The organism is Pseudomonas sp. B16120, from assembly GCF_044218845.1.
In the GTDB taxonomy this organism is placed as follows: domain Bacteria; phylum Pseudomonadota; class Gammaproteobacteria; order Pseudomonadales; family Pseudomonadaceae; genus Aquipseudomonas; species Aquipseudomonas paracarnis.
Genome location: NZ_CP162588.1, coordinates 176,901 through 198,213 on the forward strand (window position 1 = coordinate 176,901; position 21,313 = coordinate 198,213).

The window sequence follows — 21,313 nt, forward strand, 5'->3', positions numbered from 1 at the left end:
GCGCTGCGGTGGGCAGCGCCGGTTAAAATTAAGAAATCATTTCCATTCGAAGATCTTCCATGACGGGATCAGCATATCCGGCTGGTCAGAGCGGATGAAGTTCGCGTCGGTGCCGTCCGCACGTACCAGAAAGTACGGTGGTGCGCCCTTCGGGGTGACTTTGATTGCGTACAGAAAGCCGTTTTGGCGGTATTCCTGGATGGTTTTGTCGCCTTCCGTGCGAATGGTAACTTCCGGATCACCTCCAGGGGCACTGTCTGCCGCCGTGGCAGCCATCGGAGCGAGTGCAATCAAACCGGTCAACAGCAGGCGATTGAATGTACGCATGATAACCTTGTCCCTTTGTTTTCATTGGTCCGGCTATTCTAGCGCCTGACCCGCCGAAAAGGTTGATCCTGCTCATGAGCCAAGCGCCCCTCGTCCTGGTGGACGGTTCTTCTTATCTGTACCGCGCCTTCCACGCGCTGCCACCGCTGACCACCTCCAAAGGCCTGCCCACCGGTGCGGTCAAGGGCGTGTTGAACATGCTCAAAAGCCTGCGCAAGCAGTACCCGGACAGCCCATTTGCCGTGGTTTTCGACGCCAAGGGTGGGACGTTTCGCGATGAGATGTACGCCGAATACAAAGCCAACCGCCCGAGCATGCCCGATGACATGCGCCTGCAGATCGAGCCGCTGCATCAAAGCGTGATCGCTCTTGGCTTCCCGTTGCTGTGCGTCGAGGGCGTTGAGGCCGATGACGTGATCGGCACTCTGGCCCGCAGCAGCGCGGCCGCCAGCCGCCCGGTGGTGATCTCGACCGGTGACAAAGACATGGCGCAGTTGGTGGACGGCCACATTACCTTGGTCAACACCATGACCGGTAGCTCGATGGACATCGAGGGCGTTAAGGAGAAATTCGGTGTCGCTCCGGAGCAGATCATCGACTATCTGGCGTTGATGGGGGATTCGTCCGACAACATTCCCGGCGTTCCGGGCATTGGCCCCAAGACCGCCTCCGGCTTGCTGGTAGGGGTCAATGGCGGCCTCAAAGAGCTTTATGAGCAGCTGGATATTGTGCCGACCCTGCCTATCCGTGGGGCCAAGACCCTGCCGGCCAAGCTGGAAGAGCATAAGGAGATGGCATTCCTGTCTTATCAGTTGGCGACGATCAAGATCGATGTGCCGCTGGATATCGGGTTGGATGATTTGCACCTGATCGAACCGGATCGCGAAAAGCTGCTGGAGCTGTACACGCTGCTTGAGTTCAAAAGCTGGTACGACGAGATCCAGCGCGATGCCAAGCGTGTCGAGCTCAAATCGGCGAGCGAAGTTGCGCCTGCCGCCGAAATGCCGGTCGAGGCTGTTATATCGGTACCGGTAGAAGCGGTTTACACCACCATTCTGGACCAGGCCACCTTCGACGTGTGGCTGAAAAAACTCCACGATGCGCCGTTGTTTGCTTTCGACACCGAAACCACCGGCATCGACGCCCAGCAGGCGCAATTGGTCGGGGTCTCGTTTGCTGTGCAGCCCCATGAAGCCGCCTACATCCCGCTGACCCATTCCTATATCGGCGCGCCGGATCAATTGGACCGCGACACCGTGCTGCTGGCCCTGAAACCGCTGCTGGAAGACCCGACCAAACTCAAGGTGGGCCAGCACGCCAAGTTCGATATGAACATCCTGGCCAACTGCGCCATTGGCGGCGACCCTGCCCAGGGCATTACCGTGCGCGGCATCGCCTTCGACACCATGCTCGAATCCTACGTGCTCAATTCCACCGCGACGCGGCACGATATGGACAGTCTGGCGAAGAAGTACCTGGACCACGACACGGTCAGCTTCCAGGACATCGCCGGCAAAGGTGCAAAGCAACTCACGTTCGACCAGATCGCCCTTGAGCAAGCCGGCCCCTACGCGGCCGAAGATGCCGACGTGACCTTGCGCCTGCATCAACACTTGTACGCGCAACTGGCCGCGATCCCGACCCTGGCCAGTGTGCTGACGGACATCGAGATGCCGCTGGTGCCGGTGCTGGCACGCATCGAGCGCCAGGGCGCACTGGTAGACAAGGACCTGCTCGGCATCCAGAGCATCGAGCTGGGTAACAAGATGGTCGAGCTGGAGCGCCAGGCGTACGAGATCGCCGGTGAAGAATTCAACCTGGGTTCGCCCAAGCAGCTCGGGGCGATCCTGTACGAGAAGCTCGGCATGCCGGTGCTGAAGAAAACCGGCAAGGGCCAGGCATCCACGGCTGAGGAAGTACTGGCCAAACTGGCCGAGGATGATTTCCCGCTGCCCAAGGTACTGATGCAGTACCGCAGCATGAGCAAGCTCAAAAGTACCTATACCGACCGCCTGCCGGAACAGATCAACCCGCGTACCGGGCGTATTCATACGTCCTACCATCAGGCCGTCGCGGCGACCGGGCGCTTGTCCTCCAGCGATCCGAACCTGCAGAACATCCCGGTGCGCACCGCCGAGGGGCGGCGCATTCGCCAGGCGTTTGTCGCGCCCAAGGGTTACAAGCTGCTAGCGGCGGACTATTCGCAGATCGAGCTGCGGATCATGGCGCATTTGTCCAAGGACGAAGGCTTGATGAACGCCTTCCGCAATGACCTGGACGTGCATACGGCCACGGCGGCCGAAGTGTTCAAGGTCGAGTTGAATGAGGTCACGTCCAACCAGCGCCGCAGCGCCAAGGCGATCAACTTCGGCCTGATTTACGGCATGGGCGCCCAGAAGCTGGGTAAGGACATCGGCGTCGATACCAAGACCGCCAAGGCTTACATCGATGTGTACTTCGCCCGCTACCCAGGGGTGCGCGAATACATGGAGGGCACCCGCGCCCAGGCGGCGGATCAGGGGTATGTCGAAACGTTCTTCGGACGACGGCTGTACTTGCCGGATATCAACTCCAACAAGCCCCAAGAGCGCGCGGCGGCCGAGCGCACGGCGATCAACGCGCCGATGCAGGGCACGGCGGCGGACATCATCAAGAAAGCCATGGTGCAGGTGGATAACTGGCTGACCGAGTCGGGCCTGGATGCCAAGGTTATCCTTCAAGTGCACGACGAATTGGTGCTGGAGGTGCGTGAAGACTTGGTCGCGCAGGTCAGCGAGAAGATTCGCGAGCATATGAGCGCGGCGGCGCAGTTGGACGTGCCTTTGGTGGTGGACGTAGGCGTAGGCGATAACTGGGACGAGGCGCACTGATTCTGCGGCTTTGCCATCATCGCCAGTGGTGGCGAAGCGGTTTAGAGCGCAAACGGGGGTCAGTTATTTCCAATAGTTTTTTGAGTCTGTCGGAACTTAACCTGTGAACTGCCACTCAGAGTTACTGAATGGGTGGTGAAGCCCTTCAATGCTCCTATGTTGTGTTAAGTGTTGGCAGATAATTCCGGACCCCGCCCTAGCGGTCCGGAACTTGAACCCCGAACTTCCCCTCCCCAAAAGAAGTCCGGGGTTTTTTTTGCCCGCAGAAAAGTTATTCGGCGATTTCTGCGCCCTTGTCCGCCAATTCCATCCAGCCGGCCAGTACGGTGTAGGCTTCTTCCAGGCCCATGCGCTTGGGGGCGGAGAACAGTTGAATCGTGATGGTATCGCCCCAGCCCTTACGGATTTCGGACTGCACTTTGAGCAGGGTGTTCTTGGCTGCGCCGTAGGTGAGCTTGTCGGCCTTGGTCAGCAAAATGTGCATCGGCATGCCGCTGGCGACAGCCCAGTCGAGCATCAGCAAGTCGAAGTCGGTCATTGGATGACGGATATCCATCATCAGAATCAAACCCTTCAGACTCTCGCGACCACCCAGGTAAGCCTCAAGGTGACGCTGCCAGTGCAGCTTCAGCGGGATAGGTACTTTTGCATAACCGTAGCCCGGCAGGTCGACCAGACGCCGATCATCGTCTAGCTTGAAGAAATTGAGTAGTTGCGTGCGGCCCGGGGTTTTCGAGGTGCGCGCCAGGCTGGCGTGAGTCAGGGTGTTCAGTGCGCTGGATTTACCGGCGTTGGAACGGCCGGCAAAGGCGACTTCAAAGCCCTCGTCATCGGGGCATTGGTCCACTTTGGCGGCGCTGAGCATGAAGGTGGACTGTTGGCACAGGCCGAGGATGGGGTTCTTGAGTTGCATGAGATTTCCGATGTGGGCGGTGCCGAGAAAGGGTGCGGCAAGCGGTGTCGTTTCCGTTTCAGTAGCGCCAGTATATAATGCCGCAGATTTTGTGTGTGCTTTGTCCCAGCGAAGGATGAGGTTCACGGGAGCGAAAGACCTTTATTGCGCATTAGAACGCAAAACGCTCTCAAACCCTGAATAGGTCGATGTATGGACCGACGGTTGCTCGCTTCTGCTGCCCTGATTCCGCTTTACGGCGCTCAGGCTACACAGGATCAACCGAGTTTGCATGGTCAGGCTGACGCAGTGCGTGACCCAGGGTTTCAAGGCAATGCCGCCGCGTGGTTTGTGCATGGACTGCAGTACTGAGGATTACCAGGCCGTCATTGATTTGATGGTGAGTAAACCCGGTAGATAACTCTTAAACCCTTAGCCGTAGTTGGATTAGCTGATGAACAAACTGATCGTGAGTCTGCTGTTGACCTTGGGCATCACAGGCGCTGCCGTCGCTGCAGAGGGCCCCGTCAAAGGTGATGCCACTGCCGGTCAAGCGAAGGCCGCCGTGTGTGGTGCCTGCCACGGGCCGGATGGTAACAGCCCGGCGCCGAACTTCCCCAAACTGGCCGGCCAGGGTGAACGTTACCTGAGCAAGCAGATGCACGACATCAAGGACGGCAAGCGCACGGTGCTGGAAATGACCGGCCTGCTGACCAATCTCAACGATCAGGACCTGGCGGACCTCGCGGCGTATTTTGCCAGCCAGAAGGGCAGCGTGGGAGCTGCCGACCCTAAACTGGTCGCCCGCGGAGAGCAGTTGTTCCGTGGCGGTAACCTGGAAAAAGGCTTACCTGCCTGCACCGGTTGCCACTCGCCCAATGGTGCAGGCAACGCTGCCGCAGGCTTCCCGCACCTGAGCGGCCAGCACGCCACCTACATCGCCAAGCAGTTGACCGACTTTCGCAAAGAAGAAGCCGGCCGGGCCAACGATGGGGATGCCATGACTATGCGCACCATCGCTCGCAAGCTGAGCGACGAAGACATCGCAGCCCTCTCCAGTTATATCCAGGGCCTGCACTGACGGGGCTGGGCGTTAACGCTCGATTAATCCCGCGATGCAAGCATAAAAAGGGTGGCTCAGGCCGCCCTTTTTTGTGGCCGCTGCCGTTACACTAACGAACTCATGTCCGCGTAGACCTGTCACAACAAAGGTCGCGTGAGGCGACTTTATTTGTCCAGGAGTAAAGCATGCGTAATCTGATCCTCAGCGCCGCTCTCGTCACTGCCAGCCTCTTCGGCATGACCGCACAAGCTGCCGATGTGCCGCTTGAAGCCGGTAAAACCTATGTTGAGCTGTCTAATCCGGTTCCGGTTGCGGTACCCGGCAAGATCGAGGTGGTGGAGCTGTTCTGGTACGGTTGCCCGCATTGCTACGCGTTCGAGCCGACTATCAACCCATGGGCTGAAAAGCTGCCCAAGGACGTTAATTTCCGTCGCATTCCCGCCATGTTCGGTGGCCCATGGGACGCCCACGGCCAACTGTTCCTGACCCTGGAAGCCATGGGTGTTGAGCACAAGGTCCACAACGCCGTCTTCGAAGCGATCCAGAAACAGGGCAAGCGCCTGACCAAACCGGACGAAATGGCTGACTTTGTTGCTACTCAAGGTGTCGACAAGGACAAGTTCCTGGCGACCTTCAACTCTTTCGCTATCCAGGGCCAGATCAAACAGGCCAAGGAACTCGCGCAGAAGTACGGCGTGCAAGGCGTTCCCACGCTGATCGTCAACGGCAAATACCGTTTCGACCTGGGCAGCACCGGTGGTCCTGAAGCGACCCTCAACGTTGCTGACCAACTGATTGCCAAAGAACGCGCTGCCAAGTAAGGGGCTCGCCATGCGCCGCTGGGGTACCGAGCGTGTCGTTGGCCTGCATGAACCGCAGGTCAACGAGCATCACCTGGAGTCCACAGGCCTGCCGGCAGATAGCCGCTTGCGCCTGCTCAGTTTCAATATCCAGGTGGGCAACAGTACCGAGAAGTATCGGCATTACCTCACGCGTGGCTGGCAGCACCTGCTGCCCCACAAGGGGCGTACCGGTAACCTGCAGAAAATCGGCGACCTGCTCAGCGACTTCGACTTGGTCGCGCTGCAGGAAGCCGACGGCGGCAGCCTGCGCTCCGGCTATATCAACCAGGTGGAACACCTGGCTCAGCTGGGCGCCTTCCCGTACTGGTATCAGCAACTCAACCGCAACCTGGGGCGCCTGGCGCAGCACAGCAATGGCGTACTCAGCCGCCTCAAACCCACGGCTATTGAAGATCACCCCTTGCCAGGCCCCAAAGGGCGCGGGGCGATCCTTGTGCGTTTTGGCGAAGGCCCGGAAGCCTTGGTGGTGGTGATGATGCACCTGGCCCTCGGGGGGCGTACGCGCAACCTGCAACTGGCCTATGTGCGTGAATTGATTGGTAACTACAAGCACCAGGTGCTCATGGGTGACATGAACACCCATGCCAACGACCTGCTGCAGAATTCTCCGCTGCGCGACCTTGGGTTATTGGCGCCGCAAGTCGAAGCCACGTTTCCCAGCTGGCGCCCGCAGCGCTGTCTTGACCATATCCTGCTCAGCCCAAGCCTCACACTGGAAAGTGTGCAAGTGCTGGCGCAGCCCATTTCCGATCACCTGCCGGTCGCGGTAGAGATTCGTCTGCCGGGTTCGCTCACGGCTGATGCATTACCCGCGTTGAGCCCAGGCCCTCGCGGACCCCTTGCATGAGCGACGACGCCCAGCGCTGGAAAGAGAAATACCTCCAGAGCATCGAGCAACAAGACAAACTCGAACGCCGCTGGGCTGCCCGCCTCGATTTGCTGCGCCGCGGGCTGGTGCGCAGCACGCTGGCCGCCGAAGGCACCGACCGAGCTGTCGACCAATGCATGAAGGAAATGCGCGATGTCGTGCGCACGGACGACATGGATGCTGCCCTCGCCGCTTTACTGCCACGCCTGGAAAAGGCCGTGCTGGATTCGGAGCAGCGCCGCGAAACCCGCGTCGACCAGATCAGCGCCGCGCTCACCGCATTGGTCACCCAGTTGCAAAAGCTGCCGCTGCCCCGCGAGGTGGCTCGTCCGCTGAAAACCTTCGCCAAGCAACTCGATGGTCGCGTGGCGCAAGCGCGGGAGATACCGCTGCTGCTCAGTGAGCTGAGCAGCCTGCAGGGGCAGGCGCTGAATAATCTGGAGCCTGAAGGCGAACCCGCACGCCCAGGCCCGGGTCTGTTGCAACGCCTGTTCGGTAGTAAAGAGGCCGCCAGTGAAGCGCTCCCGGTTGACGCGGAGCCACTGCCGGCAGCGCAATTGGCACCGCCAAAGCCTGCAGCGCCCACACCCGCGCCCGAACCGGAAGAGCCTGCGCAATCGGAAGAATTGACCCAAGCCTTGCGTGCCTTTGCACCGCTGTCACCTACGCCCGTGGCCTTGAAGCCTGCGCCTGTTGCAGCGGCCGGAGGGCAAGAGGTCGCCAGCGACACGCCGTTATTCGACGCTCCAGAGCTGCCGTCGATTGCGGCGCCTGCGCAATTATCTGAACCCGACGTGCAGGCGCCTCCGGTTGCGGAGCCTGCTCAAGAAAGCGCACTCGCCGCCTTTATCGAACCGCCGCCGGTTCCAGTCGAAACGCCGGATGAAACCACCATCGGCAGCCTGTCGCTGCCCCCTGTGCTGGAAGGTCCCGAGCCCGACGAACTGCAACCGGACGGCACCTACGCCCTGCCTGATTCGCCTGAACCGTCCTATAGTTCGGTGGCCAAGCACATTGAAGGCACTTTGCTCGGCCTGCTGGAAGACCTTTCCCTGCCTGAACGTCACCAGCCCCAGGCCGAGGCGATGCGTGAACGTCTCGCCCATGGTTTGAATTGGTACGAACTGCTCCCGATCCTGGATGACCTGGCCGTGCTGATGCTGGCGGTCACCGACAGTGGCCAGCATGAGTTCGAGGCTTATCTCAAGCAGCTCAACGAGCGTCTCGAGGCATTCCAGGGTCATCTGCAGGTCGCCAGCGAGGGCCACGCCGACAGCAGCCTGGCCGCGCGGGAGTTGGACACGCAGATTCGCGAGCAGGTCGACGGCCTGCAAAGCAGCGTGCAGGACGCTGCCGACCTGGACAGCCTCAAGCAGGTGCTCGAAAGCCATCTTGAAGGCTTGCTCGGCACCATGGATGAACACCAGCAACAGCGTGACCTGCGCGAACAGGAAGTGGCCGCACGCCTCAAAGGTCTGGCTGAACGCGTGGCCCATATGGAGCAGGAGGCCCAGGGCTACCGCGAGCACCTGGAGGTACAACGCCAGAAGGCCTTGCTCGATCCGCTCACCGGGTTGCCCAACCGTGCGGCGTGGAGCGAACGCCTCGATTACGAAGTCAACGCCTGGCATCAGCGCGGTAACAGCCTGTCGCTGGCCATGCTCGACCTGGACCACTTCAAACGCATCAACGACGGCTACGGTCACCTGGCAGGGGACAAAGTCTTGAAGATCATCGCCAATGTGCTGAGCAAGCGCCTGCGGCCGACGGACTTCATCGCGCGTTTCGGGGGTGAAGAGTTTGTGCTGCTAATGCCCGACTCGGCCTTGGCGGATGCCTTGGCCGTAGGTGAAGTATTGCGTGAGGCTATTGCAGCGTGCCCGTTCCACTTCAAGGGTGAGCCGGTAACGATCACGGTGTCCATGGGCGTGGCGCAGTTTCAACCCGGCGAGCGCAGTGACCTGGCGCTCAAGCGTGCCGATGAAGCGCTCTACAGGGCAAAAGCTGCGGGACGTAATCAGGTGCAGGCGGCATAAAAGATGTTCCATTTTGTAATTTGACCGCTTGGCCGTGAGCCGTACGTTACACTGTTGCATTATCGTCTTTCAGTGTAATGCCTCTCGCCATGAAATCCTTGTATATCGCTTTAGCGTTTCTTCTGCTCGCCGGCTGCGCCAGTGGCCCGCGCCTGAACACCAGCCATCCTTCGGTTAACCACGACAACCGCGTGCAGTTCGTTGTGGTGCATTACACCTCGACCAACCTTGAACGTTCCCTGGCGCTGTTGACCCATGGCCAGGTCAGCAGTCATTACCTGATCGGCGACGACGCCTCCGGCACCATCTACAAGCTGGTGGATGAAAGCCAGCGCGCCTGGCACGCGGGGGAAAGCGAGTGGATGGGGCGCACCTGGCTCAATTCCAGCTCCATCGGCATCGAGATCGTCAACCCAGGGTTCAGTGATACTCCCACGGGGCGTGTGTGGTACCCGTATTCCGAAGCGCAGGTGCAGTCGCTGATCGTGCTGCTCAAGGACATCAGCAAGCGCAATGGCATCGACCCCAAGAACATCATCGGGCACAGCGACATCGCCCCACTGCGCAAGCTGGACCCAGGCCCGTTGTTCCCTTGGAAACGCTTGGCGGCAGAAGGTCTGGCCGTGTGGCCGGATGCCCAGGCAGTGGCCCGGTTCCAGGTGCAGTACGCCGCGCAGTTACCAAGCATTACCTGGTTCCAGGAAGAGCTGGCGCGCCTGGGCTACCAGACGCCGCAGACTGGCGAGTTGGATGTGGCCACGCGGCACGTCATCGCCGCGTTCCAGATGCGCTTCCGGCCATCGCTGTTTGATGGCACTCCGGATGCTGAAAGTGCCGCAATCCTGCGGGCCTTGAATCACCGCTGATGGTGTACAGGTAGGAGCGAGCAAGCTCTCTCCTACAGGGGTAATGCCATATAGAACTGCGTACCCTGCCCCGGCCGCGAGTACACACCCATGCGGCCGCCGTGCAATTGCACGATTTCCTTGCACAGTGCCAAGCCCAGGCCCGCACCGCCCTTCTTGCGGCCCACCTGTACAAAGGGTTCGAAGATCCGCCCTTGCTGGCCGTAGGCAATGCCTTCGCCGTTATCCTCGACGCTGATAATCACCCGCTCACCATGCCGTCGTGCCTGCAGACGAATCTGCCCGCCTTCGGCGGTGTGGCGCAGGGCATTGCCCAGCAGGTTGTCGAGCACCCGCTCCAGTTGCACTTGGTCGGCATACAGCCGTGGCAATTCAGGTTGAGCTTCTACCAGCAACTCAATGTGCTGGGCGTTCGCAGGCTCAGCAAATCGGGCCCGTGCGTGCTCCAGCAAGTCGGTGACATCGCACGTCCCCAGGGTGAGTTTTTGCAGGCCGTTCTGGTAACGCGAGAAGTTGAGCAGGTCATTGATCAACTGCATCAGGCGCTGCATCTCTTCATTGACCGTATCCAGCAGGTCCGCCTCGCGGGAGTCCGCAGGGAATTTGGCCCGCTCACGGAACAAGCCGAAGGCCATGTGCATGCCGGTAACCGGGGTGCGCAGCTCATGGGAGGCGCGCAACACGAACTCGCTGCGCACCCGTTCGAAGGCGCGCTGTTCTGTCACATCATGCAGCACCATCACGGCCCCGAGAATGTGACCCTGTGTATGGCTAACCGGGGTCAGGCTGTAGGTCAGCAGGCGTAACTCACCCTCGACTTCCACCTCCAGATCATCCGGGGCCCGCTCCAGGTTGCCGCCGCGTAGCACCAGTTGCAGCTGTTCATCCATTTCCGCGCGACCCATGGCTTCGCCAAGCCCTTGACCCAGCCGCTCCTCATCCCAGCCCAATTGGCGCTGCGCCACAGGGTTGAGGTGCTCCAGGCAGCCTTGGCGATCAATCATCAACAGGCCGTCATCGATACTGTCGAGCACCGCTTGCAGGCGCTGTTGGCCGGCCAGCAGCTCATCGATGTTAGTGGCCTGATGTTGGCGCAACGCTTCGGCCATGATGCCGAAGCGGCGGGTCAGCAGGTTCATTTCCGCTGCGGAGGAGATCGGCAGCGTGACTTCAAAGTCGCCCTGCCCGATCTTGTCGGCGGCCTTGGCCAGGGCCTCGATGGGACCACCGAAACGCCGGGCGATGCCATGGGCCGTGACGAAACCGATGATCAGCACCGCGAGCCCCACCAGCCCGAGCAGGCCCGCTATCAACAACGCGCGCTCACGGGATTTATGCTCACTGGTACTGATATTTTCCAGCGCCCGCTTGTGTTCGGCAATCAAGCCGTTGCGCAGTATGTTGAAGGTTTCGGTGAGCCTTTCCTTGCTGCCCGCAGGCGGTGATGCCTGTTGGGATTGGTCAAACGCATTGAGCAGATTCTGGTAATCCGAGCGTGCCTGGCTGAAACCATGGTTTTTGCCGTCGGCCTGTTCATGGGCGATGCCCTGGTCCAACAGATCGAAATAATGCTGCTTTGAGGCTTGCAGGGCGTCTGGGTCGGGACGCTTCTCCAGCATCATGATCAACTGGTCGCCCAGGCTCTGACGCAACTTGAGCCCCAGGTCCAGGGTGATGAAATTACTGCGGATCAACGATTCCTGGGTCTTGGCCATTTGCATGACGCTGACCAAGCCCAGGATCAACCCCAGCAAAGCCACGGTAATCAACGCTGAGATGCTCAGGAATAACCGGGTGCGCAGTTTCATCGCGAGCTTCATAAAGTCCTATTCAAAGGTTGTACTGCTTGCGTTTGCGGTACAGCGTCGACGCATCGATGCCGAGTGTGCGGGCCGCTTGGTCCAGCGTGTCGCTGGTCGCAAGTACGGCGCCGATATGAGCCTTTTCCAGCTCGTCCAGGCTCAAAGCCGCTCCGATACGCGGTGCATTGTTGGCCGGTTGCTCGGCCATCCCCAGGTGGCTGATCTCCACCTTTTCCTGAGGGCAGATGATGCTGGCGCGTTCCACCACGTTACGCAGTTCGCGGATGTTGCCGGGCCAGCGATAGTTGAGTAGCGCTTCGCGGGCATTATCACTGAAGCCGCGTGCCGGGCGCGCGTATTCCTTGACGAAGCGGGCAAGGAAGCGGTCAGCCAGGGTCAGGATGTCTTCACTGCGTTCGCGCAGCGGCGGCAAGTGCAAGGTGATGACATTCAGGCGGTAGAGCAAGTCTTCACGGAACCGGCCATCGCGCACCATGTCTTCCAGGTTCAGGTTGGTGGCTGCGAGGATGCGCACGTCGGCGCGGCGAGTGACCGGGTCGCCCACGCGCTCATACTCTTTGTCCTGGATAAACCGCAGCAACTTGGGTTGCAACGTGAGGGGGAAATCGCCGATCTCGTCGAGAAACAGCGTGCCGCCGTCCGCCTGATTCACTCGGCCCAAGGTGCTTTCACTGGCGCCGGTGAACGCGCCACGGCTGTGGCCGAACAGTTCGCTTTCCATTAGTTCGGCGGTCAGTGAGGGGCAGTTGATGGTCACGCAGGACTTCTTCGAGCGTTTGCTCCAGCCGTGTATCGCCCGGGCCAACTCACCTTTACCGGTGCCGGACTCGCCGAGGATCAAGATGTTGGCGTCCGTTCCGGCCACCTGCCGCGCGGTTTCCAACACCACCATCATGGCCGGACTATGGGAGTCGAGGCCGTCTTTGGGCTGGCGCACTTCGCCTTCCAGTGCTTCCAACCGCGCTGAGAGCTGACGCACTTCCAGTTGCTTGGCGGTAGCCAGGCGCAGTTGGTCTGGGCTGCAAGGTTTGACCAGGTAGTCGGCGGCGCCAGCCTGGATGGCGTCCACGGCGGTATCCACAGCCGAATGGGCGGTCACAATCACCACGCGCATCCACGGAGCCTGCACGCGCATCTGGGCCAGCACGTCCAGGCCATTGTCCTCGCCCAGCCGCAGGTCGAGGAAGCACAGGTCGAACACCTGACGCTGCATCAGGGCATCGGCCTGTGCGGCGCTGTTCGCGGTGGCGACGGTGTAGCCCTCATCTTCCAGGCAATAGCGGAAGGTGCGCAGGATCGCGGATTCGTCATCCACTAAAAGAATGCGGCCTTGAAGTTCCTTGGCTGAATCCATCTGTCCCGCACTCCTTAACTATAAATGTGATGGTGTTTAGTCCCGGAATAATCGGGCAAGTTGCATGGTTTATTCTGATTCATAAAAGGCTTCTTCGTGCAGCTATCTGCGCGCCTTCCTACAGACGTGGTTTGCGGACATTTTAAGGCCTTATTGCTCTTCGACCCTTGGATGTGCGCGCCAAGTGTCTGGTTCCGTCTACTGGGCATCGTGCATTTCGCACGGCCTATACCGAGGCATCGTGCAGGATGCTAGGCGATGATTCCATCGATCAAGTATAACTTATTGATTTTATTAGGTTTTATTTTGCAATAAAGCTGGCATGCACTCTGCAATATCTCCCCCAAGAGCGTCATGAACGAATAATCAGAATGCGGGAGTAATGCTGTATGACTCGCCAAAGCCTCAGCCAATTGCGTGTATCGCCGCTGCGCTTGCAGCAGGGCCTGTTCGCCAGCCTGGCGTTGATGGTCACGTTGATTGCCGGCCAGCAGTTGCAGCATTGGCAGGAGCGTGCGCAGCCAGCCCCGCAATTTGAACGTCCCGTCATGACCCAGACCCATTTCCGTTCCATTGGCAGCGCCAGCGCCGATGTGACTGCCCCGCAATTGAGCCTGGTAGATCAGGGTTCCACTCTGGACGAACTGCCGGCCCATGACCGTTGGGTGTTCTAGGCAAAAAACGTCGCTTATGTTGAGCGACTGCACGGCATCACCGCTGTTACCCCTATAGAAGCATAAGGAGAATCACCATGTTGAGTTGGGCAATCACATTTCTGATCATCGCCATTGTGGCCGCAGTCCTGGGCTTCGGTGGTATCGCGGGCACCGCCACCGGCATCGCCAAGATCCTGTTTGTGGTCTTCCTGGTGATGTTTATCGCTTCGTTCTTCTTTGGTCGCAAAGGCCGAGGTTGAATATGGTCAGCCTGCCTTTTAAAGCCCTTGCTGCTGCCCTGCTGTTGGGCGGAAGTGGCCTTGCCTTGGCCGCCAATGACGGCCAATCCCGGGCTAACGAATTGCTCAGCGCGGATCCGCAGTACCGTGAAACCTGGCAAGACGTGGTGAAGAAAGAGGAACGCCTGCCCGAATGGGTGATGAACCTGTCGGGCACGGCCGAGCAAATGAATGCCGTTGAGGAAGATGGCGACAAGTATTTGGTCGGGCCGCTCTGCGAAACCGCAGACACCTGCCTGAACAAGCGCCTGATCGTCGCCTTCAGCCTCGACAAGGAAGATGCCTACGCCATGTTGGTGGAAGTCCCGGCTGGTTTGCCAGCGGACAAGTCGCCGACACGGCACGCCGATTACCGTTTTCTCGGTAAGCCGGACGAGGGTATGCAAAAGCTGCTGATGGAGCAGCTCAAGAAAGACCCGAATTGGTACTAGGTTCCGTCTGACGGAGCTGGCGTCCATAGAAGGAAGCCCTTGTGCTTCTTTCTGTTTGCATCGCTCCTTGAGTGATGCATGACCAGGGGGCCGGGTTGCTCTGATCGATCAGGATCGGCGTGACCTACGGGTACAGGGAGTACCTGCGCAAGGGCCGGGTCAGGCGAAAAGCTGCGACGCAAGTTCACAAGACCTCAAGCTTGCTGAACTTGCGGCGGGCTTACGACTCTCATCCCCGCGTTTCATGCCGCTCATAGCCGCCGTTTTGCTTTTTGCCTCTGGCCAACCATTACCGGGTATGTCGGTGTGACCATCTATCGAGAATTTTTCATCGACGCTATAGGATCTTTCTGGCGCTAGGTGATGGATTTCTCAGACATTTCTGCCAATCAATCCGAGTCGTCCAGTATCTCTGCGCGAGCCTGATTTAGCCGCTCAACGGCATATTCACCCGCCGGAATGGCAGATACGAACTGACCGTTTGGACAAATTATTTCAAAAAAAGCCATGCCGATTCGGCATGGGGTAGGCGTTTACGGCATTAGACGTCGCTCCCTTGCATGGGAATAGTTGCGCCTTTTTTCGCCTGCCAGTAAGCCATTTCGGCCACGCTGCGGTGACCTTCCATGGAGGCAGATGCACACACTTTTTCGCTTTCGAGCGTTGCAGCTGGCGCATTTGCCGTAAGTCCACTTGAAGCAAGGGTAATGACATGAAGAAGGCAAAGCTAAGCCTCGCCTGGCAGATCCTCATCGGTTTGGTACTGGGCATTGCAATCGGTGCAGTACTCAACCATTTCAGTGCTGAAAAGGCCTGGTGGATCAGCAATGTGTTGCAGCCGGCGGGCGATATCTTTATCCGCCTGATCAAGATGATCGTGATCCCGATTGTGATTTCTTCGCTGATCGTCGGTATCGCCGGTGTAGGCGACGCGAAAAAGCTCGGTCGTATCGGCGTCAAAACCATCCTCTACTTCGAAATCGTCACCACCATCGCCATCGTGGTGGGCCTGTTGCTCGCCAACCTGTTCCACCCAGGCGCTGGCATCGACATGAGTACCCTGGGTACCGTCGATATCTCCAAGTACCAGGCGACTGCCGCCGAAGTGCAGCATGAACATGCGTTCATCGAAACCATCCTTAACCTGATCCCCTCGAACATCTTCGCCGCTGTTGCCCGTGGCGAGATGCTGCCGATCATCTTCTTCTCGGTGCTGTTCGGCCTGGGGCTGTCGAGCCTCAAGCCTGAGCTGCGCGAGCCGCTGGTGACCATGTTCCAGGGCGTGTCCGAGAGCATGTTCAAAGTCACCCACATGATCATGAAGTACGCCCCTATCGGTGTATTCGCGCTGATCGCGGTGACGGTCGCCAACTTCGGCTTCGCCTCGCTGCTGCCGCTGGCCAAGCTGGTGATCCTGGTTTACGTCGCGATCCTGTTCTTCGCCTTCGCGGTCCTGGGTTTGATCGCCCGCCTGTTCGGCTTCTCGATCCTCAAGCTGATCCGCATCTTCAAAGATGAGTTGGTATTGGCTTACTCCACCGCCAGCTCCGAAACCGTGCTGCCGCGTGTGATCGAAAAGATGGAAGCCTACGGCGCGCCGAAAGCGATCTGCAGCTTCGTGGTGCCGACCGGTTATTCGTTCAACCTCGACGGTTCGACCCTGTACCAGAGCATCGCAGCAATCTTCATTGCCCAGCTGTATGGCATCGACCTGTCGATCGGCCAGCAATTGATGTTGGTACTGACCCTGATGGTGACCTCCAAAGGCATCGCCGGCGTGCCGGGCGTGTCCTTCGTGGTGTTGCTGGCGACGCTGGGCAGCGTGGGCATCCCACTGGAAGGCTTGGCGTTTATCGCCGGTGTCGACCGTGTGATGGACATGGCGCGTACCGCCCTGAATGTGATCGGCAACGCCTTGGCCGTACTGGTTATCTCCCGTTGGGAAGGCATGTACGACGACGCCAAGGGCGAGCGCTATTGGAATTCCTTGCCGCACTGGCGCAGCAAGGAAGCCCTGCCTACGGCACAAGCCACCCGTAGCTGATTGCAGATTGATCGAAAACAAACCCCGGAGAATTCCGGGGTTTGTCGTTTCTGCCAGCCCCGTTATCATTCGCCCCATCTTTCGGGGGATTTATCTGATGCTCAATGGCCTGTGGCTTGGCTTCTTTGTCGTGGCAATGGTGTCAGCGTTGGCGCAATGGCTGGTGGGCGGTAACGCCGGGATCTTCGCGGCGATGGTCGAAAGCATTTTCGCCATGGCCAAATTATCGGTGGAAGTCATGGTGCTGCTGTTCGGTACCCTGACGTTATGGCTGGGCTTTCTGCGGATCGCCGAAAAAGCCGGGATCGTCGATTGGCTGGCCAAGGCCCTCGGCCCGCTGTTTCGCCGCCTGATGCCCGAAGTGCCCGCCGGGCACCCCGCGATCGGTTTGATCACCCTCAACTTTGCCGCCAACGGCCTGGGCCTGGACAACGCCGCCACGCCCATCGGCCTGAAAGCCATGAAGGCGCTGCAAGAGCTCAACCCCATCCCCAATACGGCGACCAACGCTCAGATCCTGTTCCTGGTGCTCAACGCGTCCTCGCTGACGCTGTTGCCGGTGACCATCTTCATGTACCGCGCCCAGCAAGGCGCTGCGGACCCGACGCTGGTGTTCCTGCCGATCCTGCTGGCCACCAGCGCCTCGACGCTGGTGGGCCTGCTGTCGGTGGCGGTGATGCAGCGCCTGCGTTTGTGGGACCCGGTGGTGCTGGCCTATCTGATCCCCGGCGCGCTGGTACTGGGCGGCTTCATGGCGCTGCTGGCGACCCTGTCTGCCACAGCGCTGGCCGGTTTGTCGTCGATCCTGGGCAACCTCACGCTGTTTGGCTTGATCATGCTGTTCCTGGTGATCGGCGCGTTGCGCAAGGTCAAGGTGTACGAGGCCTTTGTCGAAGGCGCCAAGGAAGGCTTCGACGTGGCCAAGAACCTGTTGCCCTATCTGGTGGCGATGCTGTGTGCGGTTGGCGTGTTGCGTGCCTCGGGCGCCTTGGAGTTCGGCCTGGAAGGGATTCGCCATGTGGTGGCCTGGACGGGCCTGGATACGCGCTTTGTCGACGCGCTGCCGACCGCGATGGTCAAGCCGTTCTCCGGCAGCGCGGCGCGGGCGATGCTGATCGAGACCATGCAGACCCAGGGTGTGGACAGCTTCCCGGCCTTGGTGGCGGCGACGATTCAGGGCAGTACGGAAACCACTTTCTATGTGTTGGCGGTGTACTTTGGTTCGGTGGGGATCCAGCGGGCTCGGCATGCGGTGGGGTGTGCGTTGTTCGCGGAGTTTGCTGGTGTGGTCGCGGCTGTTTCGGTGTGCTACTGGTTTTTTGGTTAAGGCTACAATCGCTATCGCAGGCAAGCCAGCTCCCACTTTGACTGTGTTCACAAATCAGACTGTGGGAGCTGGCTTGCCTGCGATGAGGTCCTCAAGGTTTCAGTGCTGTATTGCCCTGACTCACCACCCAATCCACCACCTGCTTATTCAACTGATCCCCAGCCTGGCCAAAAGCAGCCACCACCGCTGGCACCTGGGTGTCACTCACCGGCTGCCTCACTTCAAACCGACGGCTGGCGATAATCCTTTGATCACGCCCACGCACCAATCGCGCGTCGAGGCGAATCACCACCTCCACCGTCTTGCCCCGATACTCGCTCTGAAACGCCTGCAACTGCCCGCCCAGTTCATAGTCGGCTTGCAGGTTGGTCTCGTCAGTGCTCAACAATGTCACGCGCCCGTCGCGCTGGAAGCCATCCAGCAGGCGATTACGCAGCAGCACCGGCGCCGGGTCACTCCAGCGCGAGTTCGCGTAGTTGCTGATCAAGTTGCCATCTGGCACCACGGCGATGCGCGGGCTGTCGAGAAACTCGCTGGTCTGCGGCTTGGTCACGCGCAGCGACCAACTCACCGGCGTGCCTTGGCTGGCCGGCTGGGTGGACGCCAGGCGGTACACGTCCGAAGGGTCCGGCTTGGGTAGGATCGAGCACGCGCTGACCAGTGCCAGGGCCATGGGGACGATCATGTGATACGCACGCTTCATGGCGTGAACTCCTTGTTCTTGTCGCTGCCCAGCAGGTAACCGCTGGGGTTGGCTTCCAGACGGCGGGAGATGGCGCGCAGCGAGCCGAGGGTTTCACGCAACTCGCGCACGGCTGGCGCCAGTTCGTTGAGGCCCTGCATGCCGCTGTTCACCGAGTCCTGGTTATTGGTCAGCAAGGTATTGATGGTGGCGGTGCTTTGCTCCAGGGATTTCATCGCCTGCTCGGCGCTGCCGAAGGCTTGCTTACCTTGTTCACTGAGCAAACCATTGGCGCTGCGCATCAGCACGGTGGTTTGCTCCAGCGCCGCGCCCGCCTGTTTGCTCACTTGCATCAATTGCTGCATCACCACCTTGATGTCGCCGCGTTGCTCGGCAATGGCGCCGGTGGTTTGTTGCAGGTTGTCCAGGGTGTTGCTCAGGCGTTCGACGTTTTCCCGCGAGAACAGGTGGTTGGCGTTGTGCAGCAGCAGGTTGACGCTGGTCATCAGGTCGTTGCTGTTATTGAGCAGGCGTGCGATAGGCGATGGCGACGCGATGATTTCCGGCAGGTTGCCGTCCTTGCCCTTGAGCTCCGGGCTCTGCGGGGTGCCGCCACTGAGCTGGATGATCGAGGTGCCGGTGATACCGGTCAGGGCCAGTTTGGCCTGGGTGTCTTCCTTGATTGGCGTTTGCCCGGCCAGGCGGATGCGCGCCAGGACGCGGCGTGGGTCTTTGGGGTCCAGGCGCAGGCTGATCACGTCGCCCACCTTGATGCCGCTGTACTGCACCGCACTGCCCTGGGACAGGCCGCTGACCGCTTCGTTGAAGATCACTTCGTAATCCTGGAAGGCGGTATCGACGCTGGACTTGGCCAGCCACAGGCCAAACAGCATCGCGCCGACCACCACAATTACGCTGAACAGTCCGATCATCACATGATGGGCTCGGGTTTCCATGTCATACCTCATTGAGCGATTGAGCGGCATCCAATGCCGCGCGGCCCCGGGGGCCGTGGAAATATTCGTGAATCCAGGCGTCGTCCGTTTCCGAAACGACATCGATGGCGTCGGCCACCAGCACTTTCTTCTGCGCCAGCACCGCCACACGGTCGGTGATGGTGTACAGCGTGTCGAGGTCGTGGGTGACCAGGAACACACTCAAGCCCAGCGCATCGCGCAGGGTGAGGATCAGTTGGTCGAACTGCGCCGCGCCAATCGGGTCGAGACCGGCGGTGGGTTCGTCCAGGAACAGGATGTCCGGGTCCAAGGCCAGTGCGCGGGCCAGAGCTGCGCGCTTGATCATGCCGCCGGATAACGAGGCCGGGTATTTGTCGGCCGCCGACAGCGGCAACCCCGCCAGGGCCAGCTTGACCGCCGCCAGGTGCTCGGCATCGGCGCGGCTGAGGCCGGCGTGCTCGATCAATGGCAGAGCCACGTTCTCGGTCACCGTCAGCGAGGAAAACAGCGCGCCCTTCTGGAACAGTACGCCAAAGCGGCGTTCTACCAGTGAGCGTTCATGTTCAGGCAGGCTCGGCAGGTTTTTGCCGAACACCCGCACTTCGCCCTCGCTGGGGCGCCGCAGGCCAACGATGCTGCGCAACAACACGGATTTACCGCTGCCAGAGCCCCCCACCACCGCCAGGATCTCGCCTTTGTACAAATCCAGGTCGAGGTTCTCATGCACGCTTTGGCTGCCGAAACGGTTGCACAGGCCACGTACTTCAATCACCGCCTCAGTGGGCGCACGGTGTAGACGACTCACCAGCCCATCTCCATGAAGAACATCGCCGCGACCGCATCCAGCACGATCACCACAAAGATCGATTGCACCACGCTGGACGTGGTGTGCGCGCCGACTGACTCGGCACTGCCGCTGACTTTAAAACCTTCCAGGCAGCCGATGGCCGCGATCAAAAACGCAAAGATCGGCGCCTTCACCATGCCCACCAGAAAGTGCTGCACGCCAATGTCCGATTGCAGCAGCGAAAGAAACATCGCTGGCGAAATATCCAGGGCCACCGCACACACCACACCACCGCCGACGATCCCCGAGAGCATCGCCAGGAAGGTCAGCATCGGCAACGCCACCAGCAGCGCCAGCACGCGGGGCAATACCAACAGCTCCATAGGGTCCAGGCCCAGTGTGCGGATGGCGTCGATTTCTTCGTTGGCTTTCATGGAGCCGATTTGCGCGGTGAACGCACTGGCGGTACGGCCGGCGATGAGTATTGCGGTGAGCAATACGCCGAATTCACGCAGGAAGGAGAACGCCACCAGGTCCACGGTAAAGATCGTCGCGCCGAAGCTCTTGAGCACAGTGGCGCCGAGGAAGGCCACGACGGCGCCGACCAGAAAGGTCAACAGCGCAACGATAGGCGCCGCATCCAGGCCGGTCTGTTCGATGTGGGCGACCATGGGCGTCAGGCGCCAGCGTTTGGGCCGCCAAATGCCGCGGGCGAAGGTCTCGAGGATCAGGCCGATAAAGCCCAACAGCTTCATTGCGTCTTGCCAGACCGTGTCTACTGCGCGGCCGATGCGAGCCAACACTTGAATGCCGGCGGCCTCTTCCGGCTCTTTGATCGGTACGCAAAAGTCATTCAGGGAGCGGTAGACGGTCTTGAGCAGTGCACGGTCGGCGGCTGCCAGGGTGCAATCGGTCTGTTCGGCAGAGTGTTCGATGCGTGCAGGGCCCAGCAGCTCTACCAGCAGCGAGGCGCCGGCGGTATCCAGCGCGCCGAGGCCGTTGAGGTCAATGCGGGCGCCGGCGTCGTATTGGCCGTCGAGTGCGGCCGACAGCTTCTTCAGGTCGGCGTAGTGGGCCAGCGTCCAGTCGCCGGTAATCCGTAGCGAAGGCGGGGTGCTGGACGTATCTAGATGGGCCGCGCCGGCCGTCGTGCGAGTGGTCATAAGCTC

Annotated in this window: 19 protein-coding genes and 1 pseudogene; 12 read left to right on the forward strand and 8 right to left on the reverse strand. The window is 60.1% G+C overall.

The genetic code is table 11. From position 1 onward, the window contains the following. Positions 1-36: 36 nt before the first annotated feature. Complete coding sequence (locus tag AB4P90_RS01320; RefSeq protein WP_014716338.1) at positions 37-327, reverse strand: DUF2782 domain-containing protein; 291 nt, start codon at positions 325-327, stop codon at positions 37-39. A 74-nt stretch (positions 328-401) separates the two neighbouring features. On the opposite strand from AB4P90_RS01320, the gene polA reads away from it, so the two are divergent. Further along, positions 402-3,197, forward strand: coding sequence for a DNA polymerase I (gene polA, locus AB4P90_RS01325; RefSeq protein WP_395605585.1), 2,796 nt, complete (start codon positions 402-404; stop codon positions 3,195-3,197). 271 nt (positions 3,198-3,468) lie between these two features. On the opposite strand, the gene yihA is transcribed toward polA, so the two are convergent. Further along, the gene (gene yihA / locus AB4P90_RS01330) at positions 3,469-4,110 is read right to left on the reverse strand and encodes a ribosome biogenesis GTP-binding protein YihA/YsxC (protein WP_003187369.1); all 642 of its coding nucleotides are present in this window, start codon (positions 4,108-4,110) and stop codon (positions 3,469-3,471) included. Positions 4,111-4,302: 192 nt separating this feature from the next. Here yihA and AB4P90_RS01335 point away from each other — a divergent pair. The 6 genes and pseudogenes from AB4P90_RS01335 to AB4P90_RS01360 all read left to right on the forward strand — a co-directional run bounded on the left by AB4P90_RS01335 (position 4,303) and on the right by AB4P90_RS01360 (position 9,785). Then, positions 4,303-4,510, forward strand: a pseudogene (locus AB4P90_RS01335) (cytochrome). A 33-nt stretch (positions 4,511-4,543) separates the two neighbouring features. Continuing rightward, entirely contained in the window at positions 4,544-5,170 is a 627-nt protein-coding gene (locus tag AB4P90_RS01340; RefSeq protein ID WP_014716340.1) for a cytochrome c4, read from the forward strand. 167 nt (positions 5,171-5,337) lie between these two features. Continuing rightward, a complete protein-coding gene (dsbA, locus tag AB4P90_RS01345; protein WP_014716341.1) occupies positions 5,338-5,973 on the forward strand; it encodes a thiol:disulfide interchange protein DsbA in 636 nt (211 codons plus the stop codon). A gap of 10 nt (positions 5,974-5,983) precedes the next feature. Then, a complete protein-coding gene (locus tag AB4P90_RS01350; RefSeq protein WP_003187377.1) occupies positions 5,984-6,862 on the forward strand; it encodes an endonuclease/exonuclease/phosphatase family protein in 879 nt (292 codons plus the stop codon). Continuing rightward, positions 6,859-8,919: a GGDEF domain-containing protein gene (locus AB4P90_RS01355; protein WP_014716343.1), complete on the forward strand. Its 2,061-nt coding sequence runs from the start codon at positions 6,859-6,861 to the stop codon at positions 8,917-8,919. The genes AB4P90_RS01350 and AB4P90_RS01355 overlap by 4 nt, the downstream gene beginning before the upstream one ends. 89 nt (positions 8,920-9,008) lie before the next feature. Then, positions 9,009-9,785: an N-acetylmuramoyl-L-alanine amidase gene (locus AB4P90_RS01360; protein ID WP_014716344.1), complete on the forward strand. Its 777-nt coding sequence runs from the start codon at positions 9,009-9,011 to the stop codon at positions 9,783-9,785. A gap of 32 nt (positions 9,786-9,817) precedes the next feature. Here AB4P90_RS01360 and AB4P90_RS01365 read toward each other — a convergent pair whose 3' ends face one another. Further along, positions 9,818-11,605, reverse strand: coding sequence for a KinB sensor domain-containing domain (locus tag AB4P90_RS01365; protein WP_014716345.1), 1,788 nt, complete (start codon positions 11,603-11,605; stop codon positions 9,818-9,820). 10 nt (positions 11,606-11,615) lie between these two features. Next, positions 11,616-12,962: a sigma-54-dependent response regulator transcription factor AlgB gene (gene algB / locus AB4P90_RS01370; RefSeq protein ID WP_014716346.1), complete on the reverse strand. Its 1,347-nt coding sequence runs from the start codon at positions 12,960-12,962 to the stop codon at positions 11,616-11,618. Between the two features lie 389 nt (positions 12,963-13,351). On the opposite strand from algB, the gene AB4P90_RS01375 reads away from it, so the two are divergent. From AB4P90_RS01375 to AB4P90_RS01395, 5 genes are all read left to right on the forward strand, one after another. Continuing rightward, on the forward strand, positions 13,352-13,636 hold the full coding sequence (locus AB4P90_RS01375) for a hypothetical protein (protein WP_020301400.1): 285 nt from the start codon (positions 13,352-13,354) through the stop codon (positions 13,634-13,636). Positions 13,637-13,713: 77 nt separating this feature from the next. Then, positions 13,714-13,878 carry a DUF1328 domain-containing protein gene (locus AB4P90_RS01380; RefSeq protein ID WP_003187386.1) on the forward strand — a complete coding sequence of 55 codons (165 nt, stop codon included), beginning with the start codon at positions 13,714-13,716 and terminating at the stop codon, positions 13,876-13,878. 2 nt (positions 13,879-13,880) lie between these two features. Next, on the forward strand, positions 13,881-14,348 hold the full coding sequence (locus AB4P90_RS01385; protein WP_014716348.1) for an inhibitor of vertebrate lysozyme family protein: 468 nt from the start codon (positions 13,881-13,883) through the stop codon (positions 14,346-14,348). Positions 14,349-15,060: 712 nt separating this feature from the next. After that, on the forward strand, positions 15,061-16,392 hold the full coding sequence (gene gltP, locus AB4P90_RS01390) for a glutamate/aspartate:proton symporter GltP (protein WP_003187390.1): 1,332 nt from the start codon (positions 15,061-15,063) through the stop codon (positions 16,390-16,392). Between the two features lie 97 nt (positions 16,393-16,489). Further along, complete coding sequence (locus AB4P90_RS01395; protein ID WP_019816928.1) at positions 16,490-17,719, forward strand: nucleoside recognition domain-containing protein; 1,230 nt, start codon at positions 16,490-16,492, stop codon at positions 17,717-17,719. Positions 17,720-17,810: 91 nt separating this feature from the next. Here the strand turns inward: AB4P90_RS01395 and lptE are convergent, their stop codons facing one another. Genes lptE through AB4P90_RS01415 form a run of 4 tightly spaced genes read right to left on the reverse strand, consistent with a single transcriptional unit; the run spans position 17,811 to position 21,307 of the window. Beyond that, positions 17,811-18,422 (reverse strand): LPS assembly lipoprotein LptE, encoded by a 612-nt coding sequence (gene lptE / locus AB4P90_RS01400; protein ID WP_019816929.1) that lies wholly within the window; start codon positions 18,420-18,422, stop codon positions 17,811-17,813. Next, the gene (locus AB4P90_RS01405; RefSeq protein ID WP_003187394.1) at positions 18,419-19,357 is read right to left on the reverse strand and encodes an MlaD family protein; all 939 of its coding nucleotides are present in this window, start codon (positions 19,355-19,357) and stop codon (positions 18,419-18,421) included. The genes lptE and AB4P90_RS01405 overlap by 4 nt, the downstream gene beginning before the upstream one ends. 1 nt (position 19,358) lies before the next feature. Continuing rightward, the gene (locus AB4P90_RS01410; protein WP_014716351.1) at positions 19,359-20,162 is read right to left on the reverse strand and encodes an ABC transporter ATP-binding protein; all 804 of its coding nucleotides are present in this window, start codon (positions 20,160-20,162) and stop codon (positions 19,359-19,361) included. Continuing rightward, positions 20,159-21,307 (reverse strand): ABC transporter permease, encoded by a 1,149-nt coding sequence (locus tag AB4P90_RS01415; RefSeq protein ID WP_014716352.1) that lies wholly within the window; start codon positions 21,305-21,307, stop codon positions 20,159-20,161. Before AB4P90_RS01415 ends, AB4P90_RS01410 begins: the two co-directional genes overlap by 4 nt. Positions 21,308-21,313: the final 6 nt, after the last annotated feature.

What these genes read in the sequence shown, in the direction of transcription:
- yihA (WP_003187369.1), bottom strand. Translation starts at nt 4,110, where the DNA reads ATGCAACTCAAGAACCCCATCCTCGGCCTGTGCCAACAGTCCACCTTC.
- AB4P90_RS01375 (WP_020301400.1), top strand. Translation starts at nt 13,352, where the DNA reads ATGACTCGCCAAAGCCTCAGCCAATTGCGTGTATCGCCGCTGCGCTTG.
- lptE (WP_019816929.1), bottom strand. Translation starts at nt 18,422, where the DNA reads ATGAAGCGTGCGTATCACATGATCGTCCCCATGGCCCTGGCACTGGTC.
- AB4P90_RS01350 (WP_003187377.1), top strand. Translation starts at nt 5,984, where the DNA reads ATGCGCCGCTGGGGTACCGAGCGTGTCGTTGGCCTGCATGAACCGCAG.
- AB4P90_RS01380 (WP_003187386.1), top strand. Translation starts at nt 13,714, where the DNA reads ATGTTGAGTTGGGCAATCACATTTCTGATCATCGCCATTGTGGCCGCA.
- AB4P90_RS01355 (WP_014716343.1), top strand. Translation starts at nt 6,859, where the DNA reads ATGAGCGACGACGCCCAGCGCTGGAAAGAGAAATACCTCCAGAGCATC.
- AB4P90_RS01320 (WP_014716338.1), bottom strand. Translation starts at nt 327, where the DNA reads ATGCGTACATTCAATCGCCTGCTGTTGACCGGTTTGATTGCACTCGCT.
- AB4P90_RS01365 (WP_014716345.1), bottom strand. Translation starts at nt 11,605, where the DNA reads ATGAAGCTCGCGATGAAACTGCGCACCCGGTTATTCCTGAGCATCTCA.
- AB4P90_RS01385 (WP_014716348.1), top strand. Translation starts at nt 13,881, where the DNA reads ATGGTCAGCCTGCCTTTTAAAGCCCTTGCTGCTGCCCTGCTGTTGGGC.
- AB4P90_RS01360 (WP_014716344.1), top strand. Translation starts at nt 9,009, where the DNA reads ATGAAATCCTTGTATATCGCTTTAGCGTTTCTTCTGCTCGCCGGCTGC.
- algB (WP_014716346.1), bottom strand. Translation starts at nt 12,962, where the DNA reads ATGGATTCAGCCAAGGAACTTCAAGGCCGCATTCTTTTAGTGGATGAC.
- gltP (WP_003187390.1), top strand. Translation starts at nt 15,061, where the DNA reads ATGAAGAAGGCAAAGCTAAGCCTCGCCTGGCAGATCCTCATCGGTTTG.
- AB4P90_RS01395 (WP_019816928.1), top strand. Translation starts at nt 16,490, where the DNA reads ATGCTCAATGGCCTGTGGCTTGGCTTCTTTGTCGTGGCAATGGTGTCA.
- polA (WP_395605585.1), top strand. Translation starts at nt 402, where the DNA reads ATGAGCCAAGCGCCCCTCGTCCTGGTGGACGGTTCTTCTTATCTGTAC.
- dsbA (WP_014716341.1), top strand. Translation starts at nt 5,338, where the DNA reads ATGCGTAATCTGATCCTCAGCGCCGCTCTCGTCACTGCCAGCCTCTTC.
- AB4P90_RS01405 (WP_003187394.1), bottom strand. Translation starts at nt 19,357, where the DNA reads ATGGAAACCCGAGCCCATCATGTGATGATCGGACTGTTCAGCGTAATT.
- AB4P90_RS01415 (WP_014716352.1), bottom strand. Translation starts at nt 21,307, where the DNA reads ATGACCACTCGCACGACGGCCGGCGCGGCCCATCTAGATACGTCCAGC.
- AB4P90_RS01340 (WP_014716340.1), top strand. Translation starts at nt 4,544, where the DNA reads ATGAACAAACTGATCGTGAGTCTGCTGTTGACCTTGGGCATCACAGGC.